General features: G+C 56.9%; 20 protein-coding genes. 13 read left to right on the forward strand and 7 right to left on the reverse strand.

All coding sequences use genetic code 11. From position 1 onward, the window contains the following. From AWB78_RS37215 to AWB78_RS37225, 3 genes are all read left to right on the forward strand, one after another. Positions 1-436: transposase (locus tag AWB78_RS37215; RefSeq protein WP_157697502.1), on the forward strand; the 436-nt coding region annotated here is incomplete at its 5' end. 821 nt (positions 437-1,257) lie between these two features. Continuing rightward, complete coding sequence (locus AWB78_RS37220; RefSeq protein WP_157697747.1) at positions 1,258-2,574, forward strand: MFS transporter; 1,317 nt, start codon at positions 1,258-1,260, stop codon at positions 2,572-2,574. A gap of 213 nt (positions 2,575-2,787) precedes the next feature. After that, positions 2,788-3,183 (forward strand): carboxymuconolactone decarboxylase family protein, encoded by a 396-nt coding sequence (locus AWB78_RS37225; RefSeq protein ID WP_062611721.1) that lies wholly within the window; start codon positions 2,788-2,790, stop codon positions 3,181-3,183. Between the two features lie 298 nt (positions 3,184-3,481). On the opposite strand, the gene AWB78_RS37230 is transcribed toward AWB78_RS37225, so the two are convergent. The 7 genes from AWB78_RS37230 to AWB78_RS37260 all read right to left on the reverse strand — a co-directional run bounded on the left by AWB78_RS37230 (position 3,482) and on the right by AWB78_RS37260 (position 11,662). Beyond that, the gene (locus tag AWB78_RS37230; RefSeq protein WP_074173633.1) at positions 3,482-5,158 is read right to left on the reverse strand and encodes a carboxylesterase/lipase family protein; all 1,677 of its coding nucleotides are present in this window, start codon (positions 5,156-5,158) and stop codon (positions 3,482-3,484) included. A gap of 106 nt (positions 5,159-5,264) precedes the next feature. Further along, the gene (locus AWB78_RS37235) at positions 5,265-6,074 is read right to left on the reverse strand and encodes an enoyl-CoA hydratase-related protein (RefSeq protein WP_062611723.1); all 810 of its coding nucleotides are present in this window, start codon (positions 6,072-6,074) and stop codon (positions 5,265-5,267) included. Between the two features lie 24 nt (positions 6,075-6,098). Then, complete coding sequence (locus AWB78_RS37240) at positions 6,099-7,169, reverse strand: alpha/beta hydrolase (protein WP_062611724.1); 1,071 nt, start codon at positions 7,167-7,169, stop codon at positions 6,099-6,101. A 147-nt stretch (positions 7,170-7,316) separates the two neighbouring features. Continuing rightward, on the reverse strand, positions 7,317-8,090 hold the full coding sequence (locus tag AWB78_RS37245; protein ID WP_157697748.1) for an alpha/beta fold hydrolase: 774 nt from the start codon (positions 8,088-8,090) through the stop codon (positions 7,317-7,319). Between the two features lie 170 nt (positions 8,091-8,260). Next, positions 8,261-9,271, reverse strand: a complete 1,011-nt coding sequence (locus AWB78_RS37250) for an ABC transporter substrate-binding protein (RefSeq protein WP_074173634.1) — start codon at positions 9,269-9,271, stop codon at positions 8,261-8,263. A 96-nt stretch (positions 9,272-9,367) separates the two neighbouring features. Next, complete coding sequence (locus AWB78_RS37255) at positions 9,368-10,603, reverse strand: CaiB/BaiF CoA transferase family protein (RefSeq protein ID WP_232478032.1); 1,236 nt, start codon at positions 10,601-10,603, stop codon at positions 9,368-9,370. 132 nt (positions 10,604-10,735) lie between these two features. After that, positions 10,736-11,662 carry a LysR substrate-binding domain-containing protein gene (locus AWB78_RS37260; RefSeq protein WP_062611726.1) on the reverse strand — a complete coding sequence of 309 codons (927 nt, stop codon included), beginning with the start codon at positions 11,660-11,662 and terminating at the stop codon, positions 10,736-10,738. 324 nt (positions 11,663-11,986) lie between these two features. Between AWB78_RS37260 and AWB78_RS37265 the strand changes: the two genes are divergently transcribed. The 10 genes from AWB78_RS37265 to AWB78_RS37310 all read left to right on the forward strand — a co-directional run bounded on the left by AWB78_RS37265 (position 11,987) and on the right by AWB78_RS37310 (position 22,664). Then, positions 11,987-12,976: an amidohydrolase family protein gene (locus AWB78_RS37265; RefSeq protein WP_062611727.1), complete on the forward strand. Its 990-nt coding sequence runs from the start codon at positions 11,987-11,989 to the stop codon at positions 12,974-12,976. A gap of 90 nt (positions 12,977-13,066) precedes the next feature. Next, on the forward strand, positions 13,067-14,176 hold the full coding sequence (locus AWB78_RS37270) for an NAD(P)-dependent oxidoreductase (RefSeq protein WP_269768964.1): 1,110 nt from the start codon (positions 13,067-13,069) through the stop codon (positions 14,174-14,176). Between the two features lie 530 nt (positions 14,177-14,706). After that, entirely contained in the window at positions 14,707-15,918 is a 1,212-nt protein-coding gene (locus AWB78_RS37275; RefSeq protein WP_062611729.1) for a CaiB/BaiF CoA transferase family protein, read from the forward strand. Between the two features lie 59 nt (positions 15,919-15,977). Then, positions 15,978-17,144: an acyl-CoA dehydrogenase family protein gene (locus AWB78_RS37280; RefSeq protein WP_062611730.1), complete on the forward strand. Its 1,167-nt coding sequence runs from the start codon at positions 15,978-15,980 to the stop codon at positions 17,142-17,144. A 40-nt stretch (positions 17,145-17,184) separates the two neighbouring features. Further along, entirely contained in the window at positions 17,185-18,111 is a 927-nt protein-coding gene (kce, locus tag AWB78_RS37285) for a 3,5-dioxohexanoate:acetyl-CoA acetone transferase (protein ID WP_062611738.1), read from the forward strand. Positions 18,112-18,141: 30 nt separating this feature from the next. Then, positions 18,142-18,594, forward strand: coding sequence for a MaoC family dehydratase (locus tag AWB78_RS37290; RefSeq protein ID WP_062611731.1), 453 nt, complete (start codon positions 18,142-18,144; stop codon positions 18,592-18,594). Positions 18,595-18,641: 47 nt separating this feature from the next. Next, a complete protein-coding gene (locus tag AWB78_RS37295) occupies positions 18,642-19,523 on the forward strand; it encodes an HpcH/HpaI aldolase/citrate lyase family protein (RefSeq protein ID WP_062611732.1) in 882 nt (293 codons plus the stop codon). Positions 19,524-19,585: 62 nt separating this feature from the next. Then, positions 19,586-20,395 (forward strand): alpha/beta fold hydrolase, encoded by an 810-nt coding sequence (locus AWB78_RS37300; protein WP_062611733.1) that lies wholly within the window; start codon positions 19,586-19,588, stop codon positions 20,393-20,395. After that, the gene (locus tag AWB78_RS37305) at positions 20,392-21,786 is read left to right on the forward strand and encodes an MmgE/PrpD family protein (protein WP_062611734.1); all 1,395 of its coding nucleotides are present in this window, start codon (positions 20,392-20,394) and stop codon (positions 21,784-21,786) included. Before AWB78_RS37300 ends, AWB78_RS37305 begins: the two co-directional genes overlap by 4 nt. Positions 21,787-21,854: 68 nt before the next feature. Next, on the forward strand, positions 21,855-22,664 hold the full coding sequence (locus AWB78_RS37310; protein WP_062611735.1) for an SDR family NAD(P)-dependent oxidoreductase: 810 nt from the start codon (positions 21,855-21,857) through the stop codon (positions 22,662-22,664). Positions 22,665-22,803: the final 139 nt, after the last annotated feature.

Consider the following 22,803-nt stretch of genomic DNA (forward strand, 5'->3'; position numbering starts at 1 on the left):
GGCCGAACTGGGTAACTGTGCTGCCGACAGCGGCCAATTGCCGATCGTTCTGGCGGCGGTAGCGCGCGACGCCGGGGCCGCCCCCAAGCAAGTCCTTGCCGATGCGGGCTACCGCTCGGAGGCGACGTTCGAACTATTGCGCGAGCATCCCGCCGAGCTGATCGTGGCGCCCGGACGCGAGGGCAAGAAAGAGGTGAAGGTCGATGCCCGGAAGCGCCCGCTATGCGCTGCGATGGCCGACAAGTTTACTTGTGCGCAAACTCAGGCGGCCTATCGAAAGCGCAAATGGCTGTCCGAACCGCCGAATGCCTGGGTAAAGAGCGTTCTCGGATTTCGACAATTCAGCATGCGCGGACTGGCCAAGGCCCAGGCCGAATGGAAACTCGTCTGCGCGGCGCTGAACCTACGCAGAATGTCGAAAATGACGCCTGCGTAAGTCCCGAAGGGGACAACATTGCCCTGATTTCGCCGCCGGGAAAGCCATTTTTGCGCGCAATGGCGGACCAAACCGCAATCGGCGTTGACGCCGCACGATGTGGCGTCAGTACCGGCAGCTCAAATTCTGTCTGCCGCGCGGATTCCTAGATGCTCCCGCACACAGAAGTCGAGCAAACGCCTGTCCGGGTATTTGAATGCGTCTCATTCTCAATTTGTGGCCCTTTACTGGATCGTACGTTACGTCCTTACTGCCGGGAGCGGATAAGAAGTTTGTGGTCATCGCCTTGGCGTGCCAAGTTATCGGCCCGCTGGCTCCTACGACGCGAAAACTTATTGCGAGCTTGCGGTTTGCAAGCATCGGGGCCCCCGGGAAAATAACCCATGGCAACACGATCGGGTCGCTCAACACGCTCTGTCCCGGTTGCACTGTGACTGAGTGCTGGCCGCCGAATCGCACCACCTGATTCGTCCCAGCGACAAGGGCGCTCCCGCACACATCACGTCTTTCGTACGCTCGTGTTCCAGGATTGACGGCTCTTCGGTGACCCGGATTAGGACTCCATCACCCAAAATGCTCCGATCGTCGTCTCCCATGTCACGCATGTCGAATAATAGACCGCCTGTCGGTCCAAGCCCGTGACGTGAGCAGCGTACGATGATTACTCGTTCATAGCCGGGTTAACGCCTAAAGGCCAACCATTGACGTTTATGCGCGAATTCCTCTATCGTGGCGTCGAGCGAGCAGTGTGCAAGAGGTCACGTGACGCACACATGCACGGACAAACTTTCAAAGCGCTTCAGCGGGTGGAGACAAGCGAGATGACGGGAATCGAGACGGCCGGCAGCGGCGACCGAATCAGCCGAATGGGGTGGATCGTCGCAATCACAATAATCGGTGCCATGGTGGTTGAAGGGATTGACCTTCAGTTCATGGCAATGGCGCTCCCTAGCCTGATCAAGGAATTTCACCTTTCGAACATCCAAGCCGGGTTTCTGGCTACTGTCACCCTCGCTGGCCAAATGGCGGGTGGAATCTTTACAGGATGGATTGCAGACCGGATTGGTCGAGCGAAAGTGGTTGCATGGGGAATCGCCTGGTTCTCGGTCATGACGGCAGCACTCGCTTTCACGGAGACGTTCGAGCAGTTCGCCATAGTCCGTTTCCTCGGCGGGGTCGGCCTTTCCGCTGTCTATTCGGTGGGCTGCGTGTTTGTCAACGAATATATTCCAACGGCAAAGCGGAATACCGTTCTAGGGGCCGTGAGCGCAGGCTCACCAGTCGGCTACGCGCTCGCTGCCGTAGGCGCGAGCTATCTCATTCCTCACTACGGCTGGCGCCCGATGTTTTGGATTAGCGCCGTCCCAGCAATCGCCACCATCTTTCTGCTCAAGCACCTTAAGGATCCCGAGAGTTGGACCGCAGCGAGAACTCAGAAGACCCTTGAGGACCGTCCGTCCAATGAATGGTCAATGATCTTCAAAGACAAGTTTGTATTGAAAATGGTACTTGCCTGGACGGTCTGCTCGATCGCATTTCAAGCCGGATACTATTCGGCAAACAACTGGATGCCCACTTACCTTCAGAATGGACTGGGGATCAAGATGTCGAGCGTTGGCTGGTTCGTAGCAGGCAACTTTGTCATGATGATCTTCGGCAAAGTGTTGGCAGGTTACGCTTCAGATAAGTTCGGCCGCAAGCCCATTTGGGTCATCTCGTCGGTGCTGACGGCCGCCGCTTTTCCGATACTTGCTTACAACGTGACGGCTCAAAATGCAGGGTTCATGCTTTTGTTCATCGGTTTGTTCTACGGTTGCCCCAACTCAGTCGCGAACACGTATATCAGCGAAAGCTTCCCCACTCGCGTCCGAGGCACGGCATTCGCTTTGGTCTATAACTTGGGACGTATTGGCGGCATGGTAGCTCCGGTTGCACTTGGATACATTGCGTCTCGCTACACATTCTCCATGGGACTGGGTTTTCTCGGGTTCGCGTATGTAGTCGCGGCGATCACTGCTCTTCTATTCATCAAAGAGAAAGCCTTCGATCCCACGTCGAAATCTCCTGATGCCGACGAACAGATTGAGTCTTCGACGGCTGGACACGCAATGTTGACTGCCTCCGGGAAAAAAGCGTGAGCGTGCAGTAACCCGTGAGTCCTCGGCCAGGCGTCGCTGATAAGGGAGTATCTTGCAACTGGACGCGCAGGCGGCGCAAGAAACTGCTTGAGCGGCCCGATGGTCGACATATCGACGGCATGCGATGCCCTATGCGACGGATCACGTTGGGGCTATTCCGTTGGTTCGTTCTGAACAAGCGCTTCGGGCGCGGAACTCATATGAGACAATTTTATGAGCAACGACTCGCGAAGGAATGGTCTCAAGCGTAGGACCGAGGTAATGGGCACCGAATTTGTGGATCGCGCCATGGACTCAGCCGACGCATTTTCCAAACCGCTGCAAGATTGGATTAACGAGCATGCATGGGGCAGCACTTGGCTTCGCGACGGGCTGGATCTTCGGACCCGAAGCTTGTGTACAGTCGCGATGCTAGCGGCGCTAGGCAAGAGTTCCGAGATCAAAGGGCACATCCGTGGCGCGCTGAACAACGGAGCGTCGTCGGAAGAACTCAGAGAGGTACTTCTCCACAGCGCGGTCTATGCGGGTGCTCCAGCTGCTGTCGAAGCATTTTGCAGCGCACGTGATGTGCTAGCAGAACTCAACGTCCAATCAGGCGACCGAGATTAGAGCAACCGCCCTCGATCACGGTCCCCCGAAAGCCAGCGGTTCTTGAAAGACCACCGGCAAACGATCGAACGCTGCGAAACTGGCCGAGAACTACAGTTGCAGCTTCTGACGTAAGGGTTAGTGCTCGGCGGCATTGGTCGCCGAGCCACCCGACCTCTCTTCCGCACGCGGGGAGCTTGTTTTCTCATGCGTGAGGCTGTCGCATATTTTTCTGCCGAAACCTGCGATCTATTTCGGTTCCCTGTCTGCTCTCCAACGGAGTAGGTGGTTTTGCTACCATTTTCCTCCGTCATCAAAATCAGAAGCGCAGCCTCACGCCAGAATCCGATCTAAGCACTGGACTGGACGCATCTTCTCCCGTCAAGCCCTTCGTGTCGCGGTTCTCGTCGCGTTCGAAGGGCGCTCCTGCAGCGGCGATATGTGCACCCTCGACCGGACCGGGCTTGTATTCGGCAAACGTCCCCAGCGCCACTCGCTCAATTGAGCGCGGATCTCTGACCAGCTCAGGTATCTCATTGAAAAGAATCGTGTCGCGGCTTGTCTTCGAGAAGGCCGACCATTTCGGCAGCCCAGCGACACGAGGGCGCCCCGACCTTGCAAACTCGACCCAGGCGTTAGACATCTGAGCTCTCAAAATTTCCTGGGCGGCACCTCGTCCCGCGATTGGCACGCTCGCCTCATGGTTTCCAAATACAAACGCGATACACAAGGTATGGGGAGTACCGAGCCGACCGCCGCAAACGGGGGACTTCCAATCCAGCGCGTACGTGAAGACCGGGGCGACTCCGTTGGTCGCCTGTCGTTCTGCGGCACCAATGAGGGAGCGTCGATAGCGAAAGTCGCCGATGATCTGCAAATAAAGTTCGCCTGCGGTATAGCTCGGCCTTGTCTGCTTGTAGACCGCGAACAAGTCCTTTATCTCTTGGTCCGAGCCGCTCAGCAAGCTTGCGACCCTCTCCCTCGCAGTATGCTCCGCCATATCTGCTACGTGAGGGCTCAAAGCCAGATTAAGGCGCAATTCGTTATCGCACCATCCGATGATAAGCGGAACATCCGTCGATAGTTCAACCGCTCGCCTACCGAAAGGTTGCGACACTACGACCTCGCCATCGACCACAGGCCGGAAATCGTCGACTCCTCCGGCCATCATCACTGATCTGCGCATTGCAGCCAGGAGTTCGTCCGGTTTCATCTCAGATAACTTCTGTACTGTTGAGGTCGTCGCACCCGTCGCTCTCAGAAAGTGAAATGTGTTTCTCTCCGCCTCCTCTTGGCTCGCGAGCGAGAGCAACGACGACGCACTCTGTACGATCGCCTTCTGGAATAGTCCACGGGCCTGCGGCATCGCCAGGAGCGCAGCGACCTTTGACCCCCCACCTGATTGGCCGAAGATGGTGATGTTCCAGGGATCACCGCCGAACCGTGAGATATTTTCGCGGACCCAGCCCAACGCCAGGACGCAATCGAGTAGGCCGATGTTCCCGGAGAAACGCGTTTCTTCATGCCGTTGCAGGAACAAATGGCCGAACACGTTCAATCGGTGATTCAGCGAGACCACTACGACCCCTCTACGTGCAAGATTTTCGCCGCTAGTTCCTGCTGCATTGGCGGAACCGACGCTGAATCCGCCTCCATGGAAGTAGACCATCACCGGCCTCGGCTCAAGCACCGACAAAGATTCCGTGAACACGTTGAGTGTCAGGCAGTCCTCCGACTGAACGTGCGTATCTTTGAGCCACTCCTGCCAGGGATAAGTCGCGCCGGTCGGCTCGAGTTGCGGACAACGAGGACCAAACTCGGTTGCGTCCCGCACACCGGGCCAATTGGGATGACTGGCAGGACGAAATCGGTTGCGCCCTCCTGTCTGTGTTCCGTAATGAATTCCCCTGAAAACGCACACGTCGTGGTCGACTAATCCGCGAACTTTCCCAGAAGCAGTTTCGACAATGGTCGATCGAGAATTGCTCACGTTCATCTCTGCCCTTGCCGGAATCTCGCTGTGTCGGATTTGGGGCAGCCGACACCACGTAGTGTGTGTTCAGCGGCCGAAGCATCCATCCGCAAAAGGCGGATTCGCATCACTATCTCCCCTGAAAATTTGCTTTCCGCTTTTCTGCGAACGCGCGACGTCCCTCAATCGCATCGACACTGTTCGCGCATGCCTCCATGAGCGCGTCAATTTCCGCGCTCGGGGACCCCGACTCAGTTCCGGCGATTTCGTGAATAGAGCGCTTGATCAGTGCAAGACTGAGTGGCGCGTTACTGCTGACCTTGTCAGCGTAGTCCGCGACAAAACCGTCGAGGAAATCATTCGCCACGACGAAGTCGACTAAGCCGATCTCAAGCGCCTCCGCTGCACTAACTCTCCGACCACTCAGGAAGAGATCAGCAACCCTCGCTCGGCCTAGCAGCGACATGAAAAGTGACATGCCTACGTACGGATACCCGATGCCCAGCTTTGCCGCAGGCATGATGAAGAATGCATCTTCGGAGGCAATTCGCACATCGCAAGCCACGGCGAGTTGAAGCCCTCCGCCCGCGCATGCTCCACGAATCCTGGCGATGGTTGGCTTCGAGGTCTTCACCGGGGCCAACGTAACCGATTTTGCCAGTTCGATGTATTTCGCCTCAGAGGTCGGATCAGCGCGTGCTTTGTCGAACTCGGAAATGTCGGCCCCAGAGATGAATGATTTGATCCCCGCTCCGGTCAGGATTACACAGCGCACACCCGTATCGCCTTCGAGTTCTGCGAAGGCATGCAGGAACTGCCGCTTCATCTCCAACGTTAGCGCGTTGCGTCGTGCCTCATTTTCGATGACGACTCGAGCGACGCTCCCTTCGCGGTAGACCTTCACCTGACCTTGCGCTTCTACTCTCTGTTCAATATCCATAGTCTTCCTCGACTCTTGTGTGCGTCAACAAATATCGAGCTCGTGGGCACTCAGAAAACTCGACAGTTGATCGGCAACTTCCAAGTTGTTCGTGTCCAGAAACATGAAATGTGAGTTCCCTGTCAGGCCGACGTCACTGAGCATGAGAACACTTGCCTTGCCGTGCTCGTTGTTGATTGACCGCACGAACAAATGCGACAACTCAAGCTGCGCCCGTCTGGCATCGGCGGGCAACTCTGGTACCGGCTCACTTGGAATGTTGTCCCCAAAGACAATCTGAATCGGGACAGATGCAAGTTGTCTGAATTCGCTCGATTCGATGGGAGTTCCGGGAGGAAGGCACCCCTTGAAAAGCTTGATCGACGGAGGAAATTTGCCTCGGGGGAAGACAAACCCTGGCTCGTAACTGACGACGGCCTTCACATTTGCACACCGGGATGCGGCCAACCATCCCCATAGACCGCCGTTCGAATGCGTAACAAGAATCGCGGGTCCAATTCTTTCGAGAAGCGTGACGAGCGCATGGCTGACGACCTCAGCATCGTCCGAAACAATCGGTCGGACATGCTTGAAGAATTGATCGACGGCCTCCATCGGGAACGCTTGTCGCTCAAATACCTCGGGATAGCGTGGTCCCAGACGCCACCGGCTCCACGCATGTTGGATTCCAGGTCTGAACGTCGAGTCGGGTACGATCTGCTGCGAGGCGTCAAGCTTGCCTAACTCGCCATTGAATCCAGGAAAGCCGGATCGACCACCTCGCGGAGCATCGACCGTGTACACGGCGAATCCACGCCGCAAGAAGATCGTCTGGAAGCCTTCGCGGCCGTCAGGCGTCGTCTCCCAGACTTGCCCGGTTCCCCCACCACCATGGACAAACACCAATGGGTATCGTCGCGGATTCAAGGGTACCTGGTATTGCACGTACATCTGGTCCGTCCAGAAAGTTTGCCCCGTACTGGGCAAAATGACCCCTGCTCGCTCATCAAACGCACCGCACGCCTTAACCTGCCGCCCACCCACAAAGAAGCTTCCCTGCCGCAAGACAGCTACCGCCTCGTCATATTGCGCATTGAGGGTTGCGTGGAAGTTCATATCGGATTGAGCTAAAACGTGCAAGTTCGGATGGGTTGGTATCACTCGAGACGCCGAAGCAGGAGGACAGCGTTGAACGTGAAACTCGGTGACTATTTTCAACCGGTGCGCTCGGCCAAAATAACCGATGAGTTCGCCGGAAGACTCTCATTGCGTCGCTGAGGCCGGCACGTTCCTTCCAAGAAAATCGATCGTCGCTCGCCCGAAGGTGTCGTTCTCGTCGCCTGTTATCATGTGGCCAGCTTCTGCAATATTGAGGTATTCAGCTTGTGGACACAGGCGCAGGAACTCCTTAATGCCCTCCTCGGAGACAACGTCGGAGCTTCCACCTCTCGCCACTAGTGTTGGAATCTCCAAATGCTTTGCGCAGGCAGAGAGTCGGTCATAGCGCGCATCGAAGTCGCGTTCGCGCTCCTCGAGGAAGTTGGGGTCCCAATGCCAGTAGTAGCGACCATCCGACCCAAGTCGTACTGTCTTCGCTAAACCTTCCATGGACGGGCGACGCGTCGGCTCTCCGCGATAGGCCGAGATGGCGAGGACGACGGCATCCAGCGATTCAAATCCCCTTCTGCCTTCTTCCATGAACGCCTTGATGCGTTCGAATCCTTCCCGTCGAGTCTGCGGCACCGCGTCGATCAGAACCAACGCTGATACCTCCATCCATCTCTCGCCGACCGCAGTCAAACACGTGTTGCCGCCCATTGAGGCGCCCATCAGCGCCGGTCTTTTGACTTTCGTTTGTCGCGCGATACATGTCAGATCGCGAACAAAAGCATCCTGGTCATATTGCCCTTCAGACGCCCAATCCGATTCTCCATGCCCGCGTGCGTCATAGGTCAGGACGTGATATCCGGCCTTCGCCAGCCACCTGGCCGTTTTCCGCCATGCGTGGCGAGTCTGCCCCCCTCCGTGAAGCAGCACGATTGGAGGTCTCCCGTACTCCCCCCAGCTGGAGCCAACTATTTTTAGCCCGGATTCACACAACCATGTGTGTGTTCTTTCGTTCTCGTCTACTTGTCTGCGCATGGTTGCGTCAACCTCAAAATGGTGATCGTTCGCGAGCTGCAACCTCAATGTTGCATGGGCAGGAGCTATCGAAAAATCATGTCTGCAGGGGATATTGAATCGAGCAATGGAAGATCGGCACCTCCTGCTTTCACGATTGCAATATCATGCGCCATCTCCTGCTCGGTAAGCTTTCCAGCCCCTCCCCACCCACGGGCCTCTCGCTCAAAGACGAGATTGATCGTGTTCGGATCGAGGTCCGGGAAAACCTGTCTAATCGCACCTTTGACTGCGTCGGGACGCTCACGCACCGTTCGCCCGAATTCGCTGAATACTGCTGCCATCCGCGTGACGAGATCACGGTGAGCTAAAGCGTAGTCAAGCTTAGTGTTCAAGGTAATGTTGTTCGCAAGCGTTGAATCCGCTGGGAAATCGCCGTCGGGGCCGGCTAACCAGATTTCGCCGCTACCATTTCGAATCGCGTTTGCATAAAACGGCGCACTGGCGAGGAAACCCTGAATTGCGCCGTTTGATAGCGCGGCAACCATGGCAGTCTGACTCATGTACGTCATTCGAACGCGGGAGCCGGCGGCTGCGGTCGCAGATTTCAGCGCGAGCGTTGCAGCGGACGTTGCGCTGGCCGATGCGATCACCAAACCGTCCAGCGCTTTGAAGCGGTCCGCGACGGGAGCCTTAATCGATACCTTCATGCGGTCGATAGCGGATTTCGAGACTACGAGCATAATTGCGAAGCCTCGATATACGCTCGAAACAGCAACCAACTTCTGACCTCTGCCCTGCGAAACAATCACGTCGGTCGGCTGTGCTGTTACAAAGTCAACTGAGCCCGAGATCAGTCCCATTGTGTTCGCACTTGCGTCCTGCATCTGGATCAGGGTCGGGTTCAGCCCGTGCTTTGAGAAGAGCCCAAGCGCGTTCGCGATTTTTGGTGCCGACGATGGCATGCTCGTGGAACTCAGTCCAATTCGAACGGGTTCGAGCTGTTGTGCATATGCTGAGTGACTCAGTACGGCGCCGACAACAAAGCTCGCGACGGTAAAGGACAGCCAATTCAGCCATTTCCATCGGTTTCTCATCGCGTCTCTCTCCACTTCTGCGGTAGTTTTTCTGATGCTTGATATTTCAGACGATGTATTCCACGGTCGCGCCGGAATGATCTCGGCGTCGTGCGTTTAAATGATCCCATTCTCCTCAAGGGTCGCGATTTTCTCCGGCCCATAACCAAGGTTGGCCAGAATCTCTTTGGCATCTGCCCCCGGGTCAGGTGTCGCAGAACGGATCCGCTTCTCCGTTCCGTCGAAGTTCATGGGGGATCCCACGAGTCGAATCGTCCCTAGCTCAGGATGGTGAACAGGAGCCGCCAGCCCAAGGAGCTTGACTTGTTCGTCTTCGAAAACCTGGTCCATCGTGTAGATTGGGCCACAAGGGATTCCTACGGAATTTAAAGTTTGGATCCAGTAGTCGTTTGACCTTGTGCGCGTCACATCTGCAATCGCCGCGTGAATCGTTGCTCTGTGTTTGATTCGCCCACGTCGGGTGCTCCACTCCTCTTGCGCAGACCATTCCGGCTTCTCCATCACTTTGCAAAGACTGGCCCACATCTTTGGGGTTGGCGCGGTCAGATTGATCTGTCCGTCGGCAGTCGGGAAAAGATCGGTTGGAACGCCGGTCGGGTGTTCGTTGCCAACGCTGCGTGGGACCTCCCCATCCACCAGCCACCTCGTAGCCTGAAAGTCGAGCATGAAGAGCAAGCTCTCAAGCAGGCTCGTATGTACCCAACGACCGCGTCCTGTCTTTTCCCTTTCGAACAATGCGATCATCAAGTTGAGCGCCAGAATATTTCCCGCTGTGAGGTCTCCGACTGCAATCCCGACGCGAAGCGGCCCACCGCCGGGGACCCCCGTGACGGACATCAATCCAGTCATACCCTGCGCAATGTGGTCTAACCCAGCGCGGTCGCGGTAGGGCCCCGTCTGACCATAGCCGCTGATGCTTCCGTAAATCAGGCGCGGATTGATGCTCTGCAGATCCTCATAGGCAATCCTGAGACGCTTCTTGACGCCCGGGCGCATATTCTCTATGACGACGTCAGCACCTCGCACGAGATCGAGAAAGATCTCGCGTCCCGCCGAACTCTTCAAGTCAAGCCTGATGGAGCGCTTGTTTCGGTGCAAATTCTGGTAGTCAGAGCTGCGCTCGGTTCCGACGACATCCTCGTTCGCGGGAGAGCCCTTAGGCGGAAGCGGCTGGTCAATACGTATGACCTCTGCGCCCCAATCCGCGAGGTGTCGCACCGCAGTCGGGCCCGCCCTTGCGACGGTAAGGTCGAGCACTTTCAGCCCATCCAAGGGAGGGCGCGGCGTGTTTTGAAGGTCAGCACCTGCTTTGCCGTGCACGATCTGGTCCAAGTTCCCTCCGGTACGGGTGTTCGTTGACGTAGATCCGATGGTTACAGCACTCACCATTCGAATCCAGTTCAAATTTGGACCACCATCAAACCGGTTTTGAATACCTGACCTTTCCCGACGCGACGCGCCGTCTTATCGAGCACCACCCGTTACGAGCGCGTCGACTCGAGATCGAGGTAACCCCTCCGAGAGCTCCTCCAAGAATTCAAAAACGCATTTCCGAATGTAACTGTCTCGGCGCAATATGACTGCGGACACTCCCGGTTCGAATATGTGACTCACGTCGCGGGCGAACAAGAAGTGCTGGTCGAGTTCACGAAAGCTGTAAGACGGAACCACAGCAATTCCGAGCCCCGCAGCAACATAGGTTTTCATGACATCCGCATCGAGAGCTTGTACGCTAACCCGTACACTCAAGTTTGCCCGGTCAAACTCTCCAAGGACTCTTTGACCTTGCGGCCTATCCTTACTCTGCACAATCAATGGGAAGTGGGCCAACTTCTCCAAGGTGAGCTCGGGCTCAGTTTGCAATGGGTGCTCCAAAGGCATGATGAGGCACTGAGGGGCAGATAAAAATGGAATCGCTACCACCTCTCGGGGCAAATCAGGAGGTTCGTGTATGACGCCGATGTCGGCCTTCCCCGATCGAACCATTTCCGCCACGTGCTCAGGCGCTCCTTGCTGAACGCCTATCTGCACTTCAGGAAAGCGTCGAGTGAACTCAAGGATAGCGGGCAAAATTACGTAGTTCGCGTGCGTATGGCTGGTCGCCAGAGTCAGCGTTCCGTGCGCTTGCCGAGAGTCGCGAGACGCTGCTCGAATGTTTTCCGTGCACTGAAGCGCGCGGCGCGCCCAAACCAAAATCTGCTCGCCATTGGCCGTCAATCCAAGTATCCGACCTCCCGACCTGACAAGAAGATTTGAAGAAAGCTCTTCCTCCATCTGCTTCAGATGCTTACCAACCGACGGTTGGGTGGTATGCAAAGCCTCGGACGCGCGCGAAATGTTGAAGTCCGCGTCCACAACGGCACAGAAACATTGGAGTTGGCGAAGCTTCATGACTCGATCGACCGCATGGCCACGCGCCTAGCGATAACACCGGTTACCAGATTGAAAGAATTATTTGACGCGCACATTGTCCAGTCCGATGCAAGAGTTAATGGTGCATCTTTTCGACCCGATGAATGATGCATCGCGCCATTTCGACCCGATACTCGATTTCCACCGGTGCACACAAATCCGTCGAAGGCCCATTGCATTTGGGTTTTGAGTCAGCGTCCACTAGGGTTTGTCTCTAGGTTCGTCGCGCGGTTCAATGGTTGACATTTGACGTGCCACTTTTATACTTTGACTATCGTTCGCGCTAGCTAGGAGAGACGGGCAGTGCATGCCGACAGCGGTTCCGCACAAAATGAGACCATCGACAAGGATCTTCCGATCATCGATTGTCATCACCACCTTTGGATACACGACGGTAAAACGTATCTGCTTCCGGAGTTTTCGGCTGATCTCGCGAGCGGTCACAACATCGTCGCGACTGTCTACGTTGAGTGCAACTCCATGTACCGCGACAGGGGACCCGTTCCGCTGAGGTCAGTTGGAGAAGCAGAGTTTGTCGCAAGCGTCTTCGCTGCGGGCGAGCGTTCAGCAACGTCAACGGCAGTGTGCGCCGGCTTCGTGGGGGCCGCAGACTTGACCCTTGGCGCCGAGGTTGAAACTGTCTTGGATGCCCTCGCCGCAGGCAGTAATGGACTTCTGCGAGGTGTGCGGGGAGCGGCGGCATGGGACGAAGATCCCTCAATCAATACGGGCGTTAGGCCGTACGCGCCGCGTGGTCTCTTGCGGGATCCTCGATTCCGAGAGGGATTTGCGAAACTCGCAGGTCGCGGCCTGACTTATGATGCTTGGCAGTACCACTCCCAATTAGGCGACCTTTGCGAATTGGCGGATGCCTTTCCGGATACGCCTATTATCGTCGACCACTGCGGAGGTTTGGTTCGCATCGCCCGCTACGCGAACGAAGGTAACTTTGAGTATTGGCGATCGCAGCTAGCAAGTGTAGCGAGGCGCCCAAACACGTTCGTCAAGATTGGTGGCCTCGCCCCCAAGCGCTGCGGATTCGCCTATGCAACACGAGAAAGACCTCCGACCGCTGTCGAGCTTGCGAAAGATTGGCGTCCCTACATCGAAACGTGCGTTGAATTTTTTGGGCCGGATCGGTGCATGTTCGAGAGCAACTTCCCTGTCGATCGCGTGGCCGGCACCTACCACTCCGTTTGGAACGCTTTCAAGATGTGCGTTTCAAGCATGTCTCATGACGAAAAGCTGAGCTTGTTCTGCAATACCGCTCGACACGTCTACCGATTACATTGAGAACGAGATGACACGTACCAGTCGATGGAACAGATACCTTGCGTTGCTTCAAAGTACCGTTAATGGGGCACCGTCACGCGAAGTTGCAATATCGGCGCCGAACTCGGGCGAGCTTGCGTTGGGCCTCAGCACCGCGATCGCGGCTTCGGTCTCTGCAGCACTCGTTGTGACGCCCCTCCTGCAAGAGTTCGGGCTTCAGCATTTGGGAGGATCGCAATGACTCAACTCGAGAAACCGACGGTAGGCTTCATCGGCCTTGGCATCATGGGGGCCGCGATGGCTCTCAACGCTCAAAAATCGGGCTACAGCCTGATCATCAACGACACGCGCCGCGAGGCAGCAGGCGAATTGCTCGCAAATGGCGCGCAATGGGCCGAGACGCCGTCTGAAGTCGCCAAGCGCAGCGACGTGATTTTCACGTGTCTGCCAAGCATCCCTGCCATTGAGGCGGTCACGCTCGGACCCGAGGGAATCTTGAGCGGCATCCGCCCCGGGTGTGCGCTTTTCGAACTGTCGACCAATTCGCCCGAACTGATCAAACAATTGCATCGGGCATTCGCCGAACGTGACGCACACGTCCTCGATGCGCCGATCAGCGGCGGAGCACTTGGAGCCAAGCGCGGCCGACTTGGTATCTGGGTTGGGGGCGATAGGGCCATTTTCGACCGCTATGAACCCGTCTTGCGTGCAATGGGTGACCGCCCCATCCATGTGGGCGCGCTTGGTTCGGGCCTCGTCGCCAAGCTGGTCAACAATTGCGCGAGTCAGGCAACCCAAGCGGCGATTGCCGAGGTGTTTGTCCTCGGTGTCAAAGCTGGAGCGGACCCGCTCTCCCTATGGGCTGCGATTCGACAGGGATCGCTTGGTCGACGTCGAACGTTTGACGGCTTGATCGATGAATTCTTGCCGGCCAATTTCGATCCACCGCACGCTGCTTTGAGAATCATCGACAAAGACATGACCCTCGCCACAGCGCTTGGCCGAGAACTCGGTGTTCCGATGCGCATTGCGAATCTCGCTCTTGCAGACATTCAAGAAGCAATGAACAGGGGGTGGTCTGAGCGCGACTGTCGATCGGTAATGCTGCTGCCTCAAGAGCGCGTGGGTGTGCAGATCAAAGTGGATCCCGTGGAGATCAAGAAAGTCCTAGAAGCCGACCCACCTGCTCAAAGCGATACCAAGTACGGCACTTCAAACTGATCTTCGACAACCCCAACCTGGCCTGCTCAGCGCCGCCTCGCAGCAACGTTCGTGTTGATGCTGGCGGCGTTATTTCGTCTGATCTAACCTGCTTGTGTAAGGATCAGCGCGGCCGGTTCTCAGCGAACAGTGCGGCCAGGAATGCCCGATTTTCGGCGTCTCAGCGGTCCGTCGTGACTGCTTTCCAGTAAATATCAACCAAACGTTACTACCAATAGCAGTAGCGCCTTCACGGGTATCAGCAGTTACCCGAACATTCAAATGTTGACCATTGACGTTTGGATCATTTGCATGGTAGTTTATGTCTTACGGTGTTCTCGCGAACTGTTCGCGTTTGACGCAAAACCGGGTCGGTTGTGCTCGGGTTTGAGCCGCCCGCAAGAGATCAAATCGATTTGCAATGCGAATCAAAGAGTAGTCGGTTGACAGGTTGTATGCCGAAGTCGGTACCGGACCTATCAGCGACAGTTTCATGACGACGACAGCTAGAGGCCGGCTGGCCAGCTATATATAAATCCATCGGAGGAGACGTGAGTACAGCACCGTTGCGCGAACTGAAGGTTCTGGACTTCTCAAAGATACTGGCCGGTCCGCTTTGCACACAATATCTTGGCGATATGGGTGCCGATGTGGTCAAGGTGGAAGCGAAGGACTTCGGCGACGACAGCCGCCACTGGCCTGCGTTCCGAGATGTTGAGGGTGGAAAGAACTTCGGAACCCCCTTTCTTGCGGCGAATCGCAACAAGCGCAGCATCGCACTCGATCTCAAGTCGGCCGACGGTCAGAAGATTTGCCATCAACTTGCGAGGGAAGCCGACGTCGTAATCGAAAGCTTTGGTCCCGGAGTTGCCGCTCGGTTGGGGGTGGATGCGCAAACGCTGATGTCCATCAACCCGCGCATCGTCTACTGCAGCATTTCTGGGTTCGGCTCTGTTGGGCCCATGCGCAAACACAAGGGCTACGACGTTATCCTTCAAGCCTTCACGGGCATGCTTTCCATTACAGGAGAGCCCGGCGGTCCTTCGGTGCGCAGTCCTTTTTCGCCAGTCGACCAGGCAACAGGTCTACACGCTCTCATCGGGATTCTGGCGGGACTGCAGCAACGCAACTCCACGGGCAAGGGCTGCACTGTTGAGGCGTCACTCTTTGACACGTCAACGGCATTTCTTGGCTACTTCCTGCAAGGTTTCTGGGAACGCGGCACCGAACCGCAAAAGCCTGGCAGTGGGCATGAATCATTGTGTCCCTATGAAATTTTCGAGGCTAGCGACTTGCCGCTCATTCTGGGTGTTGCGAACGACAGTCTCTGGCGAAGCTTCTGCTCGATCGCGCATCTCGATGAGTATGCTGCGGACCCGCGCTTCGCGACCAACGCCGACCGCGTGCGGAACCGTGCCGAAACTGTTGCGTTGGTGCGAAGCGCACTCAAGACTCAGCCTCGCGATTTCTGGATCGAGAAACTGGACCGCGCAGGGATTCCATGTTCCCCACTTCACACCCTGGGGGATCTCTCGCAACACCCCCATACAGCGGCATCTGGGATGGTCGAGCACTACACACACCCCGTGTTGGGGGAAACGCGGAGCGTGGCTCAACCGCTTCGATTCGATGGCGAGCGTCCGCCGCTTCGGAAGCCGCCGCCCAGCCTTGGCGAGCACACTCATGAGGTGCTCTCGGAGCTTGGTTACACGGAACAGGAAATTGAGCAGCTCGCTGCGCAAGGCGTCGCCCGTCTCAGCTGATCTGTCTTCTATCGCAACACTCTCAGCTGACGAAGCTGGATGCCTCGGAAACTACCATCATGAATTTTGAACTTACAGAAGATCAACAGGCAATTCGTAACGCCGTCGCCGATGTCTGTGCAAGTTTCGACGAGCACTATTGGCTCAAGAAGGACGCCGATCACGAATTCCCGCACGACTTCCACGCCACGATGGCCAAGGCAGGATGGCTCGGCATCGCGATGCCCACCGAATACGGCGGCGCAGGCCAAGGGATTCTCGAAGCGGCAATCATGATGGAGACGATCGCTGGCTCCGGAGCCGGAATGTCCGGGGCCTCAGCGCTCCACATGAACATCTTCGGCTTGCACCCGGTGGTCGTATTCGGCACCGACGAGCAGAAAGCCCGATGGTTGCCGCCTCTCATTCAGGGCGATGTTAAGGCCTGCTTCGGCGTGACTGAACCGAACACCGGCCTGAACACGTTGCAGCTTAAGACGACGGCAAAGCGCGACGGAGATCATTACGTTGTAAATGGCCAGAAAATCTGGATCTCCACCGCGCAAGTGGCCAGCAAGATTCTCCTTCTGGCACGAACGACCCCTCTCGAAGAAGTCAAGTCCAAAACTGACGGCCTCACGCTCTTCTATACCGATCTCGATCGCACGAAGGTAGACGTGCGAGAAATCCAGAAGCTCGGGCGGGCTGCAGTGGATTCGAACGAGCTGTTCATCGATGGCCTTCGCGTTCCCGTCGAAGACCGGATCGGTGAAGAAGGTAAGGGATTCAAGTACATCCTTCACGGTATGAATCCGGAGCGTGTGCTGGTCGCTGCGGAAAGTATTGGGCTGGGTCGTGCCGCGCTTGAGCGCGCTGCGAAGTACGCGAATGAGCGCATTGTTTTCGATCGCCCAATCGGAAAAAACCAGGGCGTTCAGCATCCGTTGGCGGAACGCTGGGCGGAGCTTGAGGCTGCATCGCTGATGTATCAGAAGGCGGCATGGCTGTACGACAACGACAAATCGTGCGCAGCCGAAGCGAACGCCGCCAAGTTCCTCTGCTCAGAAGCGGGCTTCCGTGCCTGCGAAACGGCGGTTTTGACGCACGGCGGCATGGGTTACGCAAAGGAATACCACGTTGAACGGCTCTTCCGTGAGGCTATGCTGCCGCGCCTTGCGCCAGTGTCGCAGACGCTCGCCCTCTGCTTTATCGCCGAGAAGGTTCTCGGGCTTCCGAAGTCCTATTAATCGAATGCCCGAGAAGGCGTCATCAAAAACGGAGAACACAATGAGCCGCAAAGTCATTATTACCTGCGCTGTTACGGGAGCGATCCACACGCCCTCCATGTCCCCTCATCTCCCGATCACAGGCAAGGAGATCGAAGAGGCAGCGGTGGGTGCGATTGAAGCTGGTGCAGCGATCGTTCATCTGCACGCGCGCGACCCGAAGAACGGCAGACCTTCCCAGTCGGTCGACCTCTTCAAGGAATTCGTTGGCAATGTTAAGTCGCGGACCAATGGCGTAGTAAACCTCACCACCGGGGGCTCTCCCTCGATGACGGTCGAGGAGCGTTTGCAGCCTGCCCTTCAACTGAAACCGGAGGTGGCTTCGCTGAACATGGGCTCGATGAACTTCGGCCTCTACCCCATGCTGAAGAAGTACACAAACTTCAAGCATGAATGGGAAGGCCAGTATCTCGAAGCCACCCGGGACATGGTTTTCAAGAATACGTTCAAGGACATCGAGTACATCCTCTCATCGTGCGCTGATAACGGAACGCGTTTTGAGTTCGAGTGCTACGACACCGCCCATCTGTACAACCTTGCCCATTTTCTAGACCGGAAACTCGTCCAAGGCCCCCTTTTCATTCAGACGGTCTTCGGCATCCTCGGCGGTATCGGTGCACACCCTGACGACGTCTCGCACATGAAACGTACCGCCGATCGGCTCTTCGGAAAGGAATATGTGTGGTCGGTGCTCGGCGCGGGCCGGCAACAGATGCCGATTGCAGCGACTGCGGCTTCCATGGGCGGCAATGTACGCGTTGGCATTGAGGACTCGCTCTGGGATGGTCCAGGCCGCCTGGCTGAAACGAACGCTGCGCAGGTGCGCCGAGTCCGTTCCATCATTGAAGGGCTGACGCTCGAAGTCGCGACGCCCGACGAGGCGCGACAGATGCTTTCGCTCAAGGGCGGCAACAACGTCGGATTCTGACCGCGAATAACTTTTCGAAAGAGGATAGAAATGGCAGGCCTGTATTTCGAGGAATTGACCGTCGGTCTCGTCTTCAAACACACCATGCGCAGGACCGTGACGGAAATGGACAATGTCCTTTTCTCTTCGCTGACGCATAACCCGGCTGCTCTGCACATCGACGAAGAGTATTGCCGCGAACACACGGACTTTGGGCAACGTATCGTCAATAGTGCGTTCACCCTTGGGCTGGTAGTGGGTATTTCGGTCGGAGACACAACGCTTGGGACGACGGTCGGAAACCTGGGATTCGAAGAGGTTCGATTCCCTGCTCCCGTGTTCCATGGAGACACCATTCGCGTAGAGAGCGAGGTTGTCAGCCGGCGTGAAAGCAACTCGAAGCCCGATCGGGGCATCGTGACCTTCGAACATCGCGGCTACAACCAGAACAATGTCTTGGTCGCGATCTGCAAGCGTCCCGCGCTGATGATGAAGCGTCCGTGATGGCCGTTTGTTGAGTCACCTCGCGCCACATTCCCTTGGAGCACGTCATGATTTCCCCCCGATCGTTTCTTTTCGTTCCCGGCGACAGCGAACGAAAGATGGAAAAAGCCGGTGCGTCCGCAGCCGACGCCCTGGTACTGGACCTTGAGGATTCGGTATCGTCCGAGCAAATTGGTTTCGCCAGAAACTGCGTACTGAAATATCTAGCTGGAAGCTCGGATCGTGCGCGGCAACAAGTCTGGGTCCGCATCAATGCGCTCGACTCGAATAAGGCCTTGGACGACCTCTCCGCCATCGTCGCAGGTGCCCCGGACGGCGTGCTGCTGCCGAAATGCTCTTCCAGCAACGAGGTTGTGATCCTAGATCACTATCTGACCGCATTGGAGAGTCGGGAGGGACTCAACATCGGACGGATCAAAATCCTGCCCGTAGCAACTGAGACTGCGGCTTCCGTTTTCGAACTCGGGACGTACCGAGGTTGCTCTGAGCGGTTGTTTGGCCTCACTTGGGGTGCCGAGGACCTCTCAACGGCTGTCGGCGCATCGACCAATCGTGAAGCGGACTCTTCGCTTGCGTTCACGTATAAGCTGGCCCGCAGCTTGTGCTTGCTTGGCGCGAAAGCCGCCGGCGTGCACGCCGTCGACACGATCCGGGCGGATTTTCGTGATCTCGAGGGTCTCCACGAGGAGGTTCGCAGCGCGTCCAAAGAGGGATTCACGGCGAAATTTGCGATTCACCCCAGCCAAATCGATGCTATCAACGCGGGATTTCTCCCGGATGAGAGCGAGATTGAGCATGCTAAGGCAGTCATCGCCGCGTTCGAAGCGTCACAGGGAAAGGGAGTTGTCCAGCTGAACGGAAAAATGCTGGATAAGCCCCACCTGACCCAAGCGCAAAACACGCTCGCCCGCCTGCCGGCGACGACCTAAGGACCGCTTGCGGAAGGTTTCTTGCATCCTTTGTGGCCAGTGGAAGTGGAGACTAAGCGCCGATGAATACATTCGTTCACTATCGCGTCGAGGGCGAGAACGACCCGACCCTAATCTTCGTTCACGGGTTCGGCTGCGAGATTCAGGACTGGCAGCCGCTCATTCTCGCGCTCAGTTCACGGTACCGTTGCGTGGCGCTCGACCTGCCGGGTCACGGTCGATCGAGCAAGGCGACCGAAGCAACCGTCACGGAGATGGCCCTCGCCGTGAACACCGTCCGTAACCAGTCCAAAGGCCGCCCGGTCATTTTGGTTGGCCATAGTCTCGGATGCAAAGTCATTCGGGAGGCCTATGCGATGTCTCAGACCGATGTTGTCGGCATGGTCTTCATTGAGGGTGCGCTCTACGTGGCCGATCGAGAGGAAATTCTCAATCGGGCACGCTCGGCGGTAGACGCCGAAGGGTTTTCGGCATTCGCGGATAAACACTTCAGAGCGATGTTTAATGAGAACGCGGCGCCCGCCCTCGTGACTTCCGTTTTGGGCCGTCTGCAAACACTTGATCCAAGTTTTGGCCGAGACTTGTACCTGGACGCAGTCGGTTGGGACCCGGTCAGTGGCATTGATACTTTGAAGCGCATTGCTGTCCCCGTCCTTGTTCTACAGTCAACCTTCGTCGATGCGAACCTGAAGCGTCGCGCTCTCGAGCCAGGTGTCGCGACGCCGTTCATGAAGGCCGTGCGCGAGCACGTCGCAGATGTCTCGGTCAAGGCCATCCTTGGACACGGCCATTTTCCGATGCTCGAAGCTCCCGAGACAGTCGCGCTCGCCATCAACGAATTTGCTCAACGTTTCGTTCGAGCTTACCTATGACCCTCTCTTTCGACAAACCCAATCCTGACGCACTGTCAATTGACAGCGGCGCCCTGACGGCAGCGATAGCACGCTATGCCGTGACTTCGAACTTTGCGGCCCACCCTGCGGTTGTTCAGCGAGAAGCCGTCAGAGCATTTCTCAATTGGCTCGGTTGCGCACTTGGCGGCTCTCAAGAGAAGGCCGTCAAATTGGCGCTCGAGGTGGCACTGGAACTAGGCAGTAGCTCGCAGGCCACTGTGCTAGGAGATAAGCGACGCGTCGATGTTGCAAGCGCTGCGGCTCTCAATTGCATGAGTTCGAGCATCCTTGCCTTCGACGACGCTCATCTCGCAACGGTTACGCATCCGAGCGGTCCCGTCTGCGCTGCTGCTCTCGCTTTCAGTGAGACGCAGTCCGTCTCTGGAAAAGAGTTCTTAAACGCCATCGTGATTGGCATTGAGATTCAATGCCGTCTGGCAAGAATTCTGGTCCTGCCGCCGTCTAAATTCAATGTCGGGTTCTACGTCTCAGGTCTCACTGCGCCGATCGGCGTCGCTGCGACGATCGGCCGCCTCATGGGACTCGACGAACAGCGAATGAATTGGGCGCTAGGGCTGGCGGCGTCACAGGCCTCCGGGTTCCGGGCGACGCACGGCACGATGACCGCGCACTTTCGTCCAGCCCACGCCACTCGCAGCGGCGTCATCGCAGCAAAACTTGCTGCGCTCGGCTTTACGGGAGACGATCAATCCCTTGAGGCAAACAAAGGATTCTTGGACGTGTACTCGTCAGGTGCAGATGTGAGCGCCGGCATGGCGGGACTCGGCAAAGAGTATGAGTTGCTGTCCAACTCCTACAAGCCCTATCCGTGTGGCATTGTCATTCACCCGACTCTCGACGCGTGTTTCGAACTTGTCAATCAACTCGAGGGATCCGAACGGGTATGCGACGCAACGCTAAAGGTGCATCCGCTGGCCCTGTCGCTGACCGGTATTCGCTCTCCGAAAACGCCGCTTGAGTCGCATGTGAGTCTCTTTCACTGGGCCGCCGCAGCATTGGTGCGGAAATCGGCCGGTGTCGCTGAGATGCAAGACGCATGCATCAATGACCCTCAGGTATCGGAACTGCGCGAAAAGATCATCGCGGTGGCCGACGAACAACTTGGCTCCCACCAAGCCGTGGCTGAAGCCCGGCTGTCGAGCGGTCGCACCATTCGCGCGCAAGTCACGGACGTAAGAGGAAGCAAAACGAAACCGCTGACCGACAGCGAACTGGAAAAGAAATTCCATTCGCTGGCGAGCACCTGGATCCCGGACGCTCACGTCAAGCAGATGATCGGCACCTGTCGACGAATCGAGGAGCTGACGGACGTCGGGGCCGCGATACGAGACCTGGTAAATCTCGCTTGAAACGACGTCATGGTCCTGATAGAACGCCCCGCTTCGGGTGGTGAGCACTGACTCAAAGAGATACTTGAATGTCTAAACTCTCACAGAAATTCGCAATTGTTTTTGGTGGCGGCTGCAGCCCTGATGGCACTAGCAACGGCGCCGCCGCTGCTATTGCTTACGCTCGAGAAGGCGCCGGCGTTGCCGTGGTCGACCTGAATACATCCGCTGCCGAACGCACGGTTGAGCTTATCCGCGAAGAAGGCGCCCAAGCCGTAGCGATCACGGCGGACGTGACGTCGTTTGAGCAGATCCGAAACGCGGTCCAGTTGGCAATCAGCGAATTCGGAACATTGGATATCTTGCACAACAATGTCGGCATTAACGTGTCCGGTGGTCCGGTCGATATGGATGAGGAGGTGTGGGACAAGGTGTTGGCAACGAACCTCAAGAGCATCTTCCTGACCAGCAAAGCCGTCCTTCCGACCTTTGTTGAGAAACGCTCCGGCGCCATCGTGAACGTTTCCTCCATCACAGGAATCGCGTGGCACGGCAGGCCGACAATTGCATATAGCTCTTCGAAAGCTGCCGTCAACCAGTTCACGCGGGCTCTCGCCGCTCAATACGGCCCAGAGAATATTCGCTGCAATGCATTGCTAGTCGGTTCCATCGATACCCCTCGCGCTTCATCTCAACTCAATAAGGTGTGGGACGCCAAGGCAGAATCCATGCTGAAACAACGGATCCGCAGTGTGCCCTTGCGGCGCCTCGGCTCGCCTTGGGATGTCGCCAAAGCAGCGGTCTTCCTGGCGTCTGACGATGCCGCGTATATCACGGGAGCGGTCGTCCCCGTCGACGGCGGCATCACGTGTTCGATTCCTCACGCCGTCTCGGAGTGAGCGAGCTCCTTTCACCTTGCTGGTGGCTGCCGTGCGGTCGCCGCTCAGTACAAAACCAGGATTGATCGTAAGCCGTCCATCTTTGACGTCTGGCGGTGATCGACTGGAGCGAGGAGCATAGGTGTCCACCAATTTCGAG

Source organism: Caballeronia calidae, assembly GCF_900044055.2.
Lineage (GTDB): Bacteria > Pseudomonadota > Gammaproteobacteria > Burkholderiales > Burkholderiaceae > Caballeronia > Caballeronia calidae.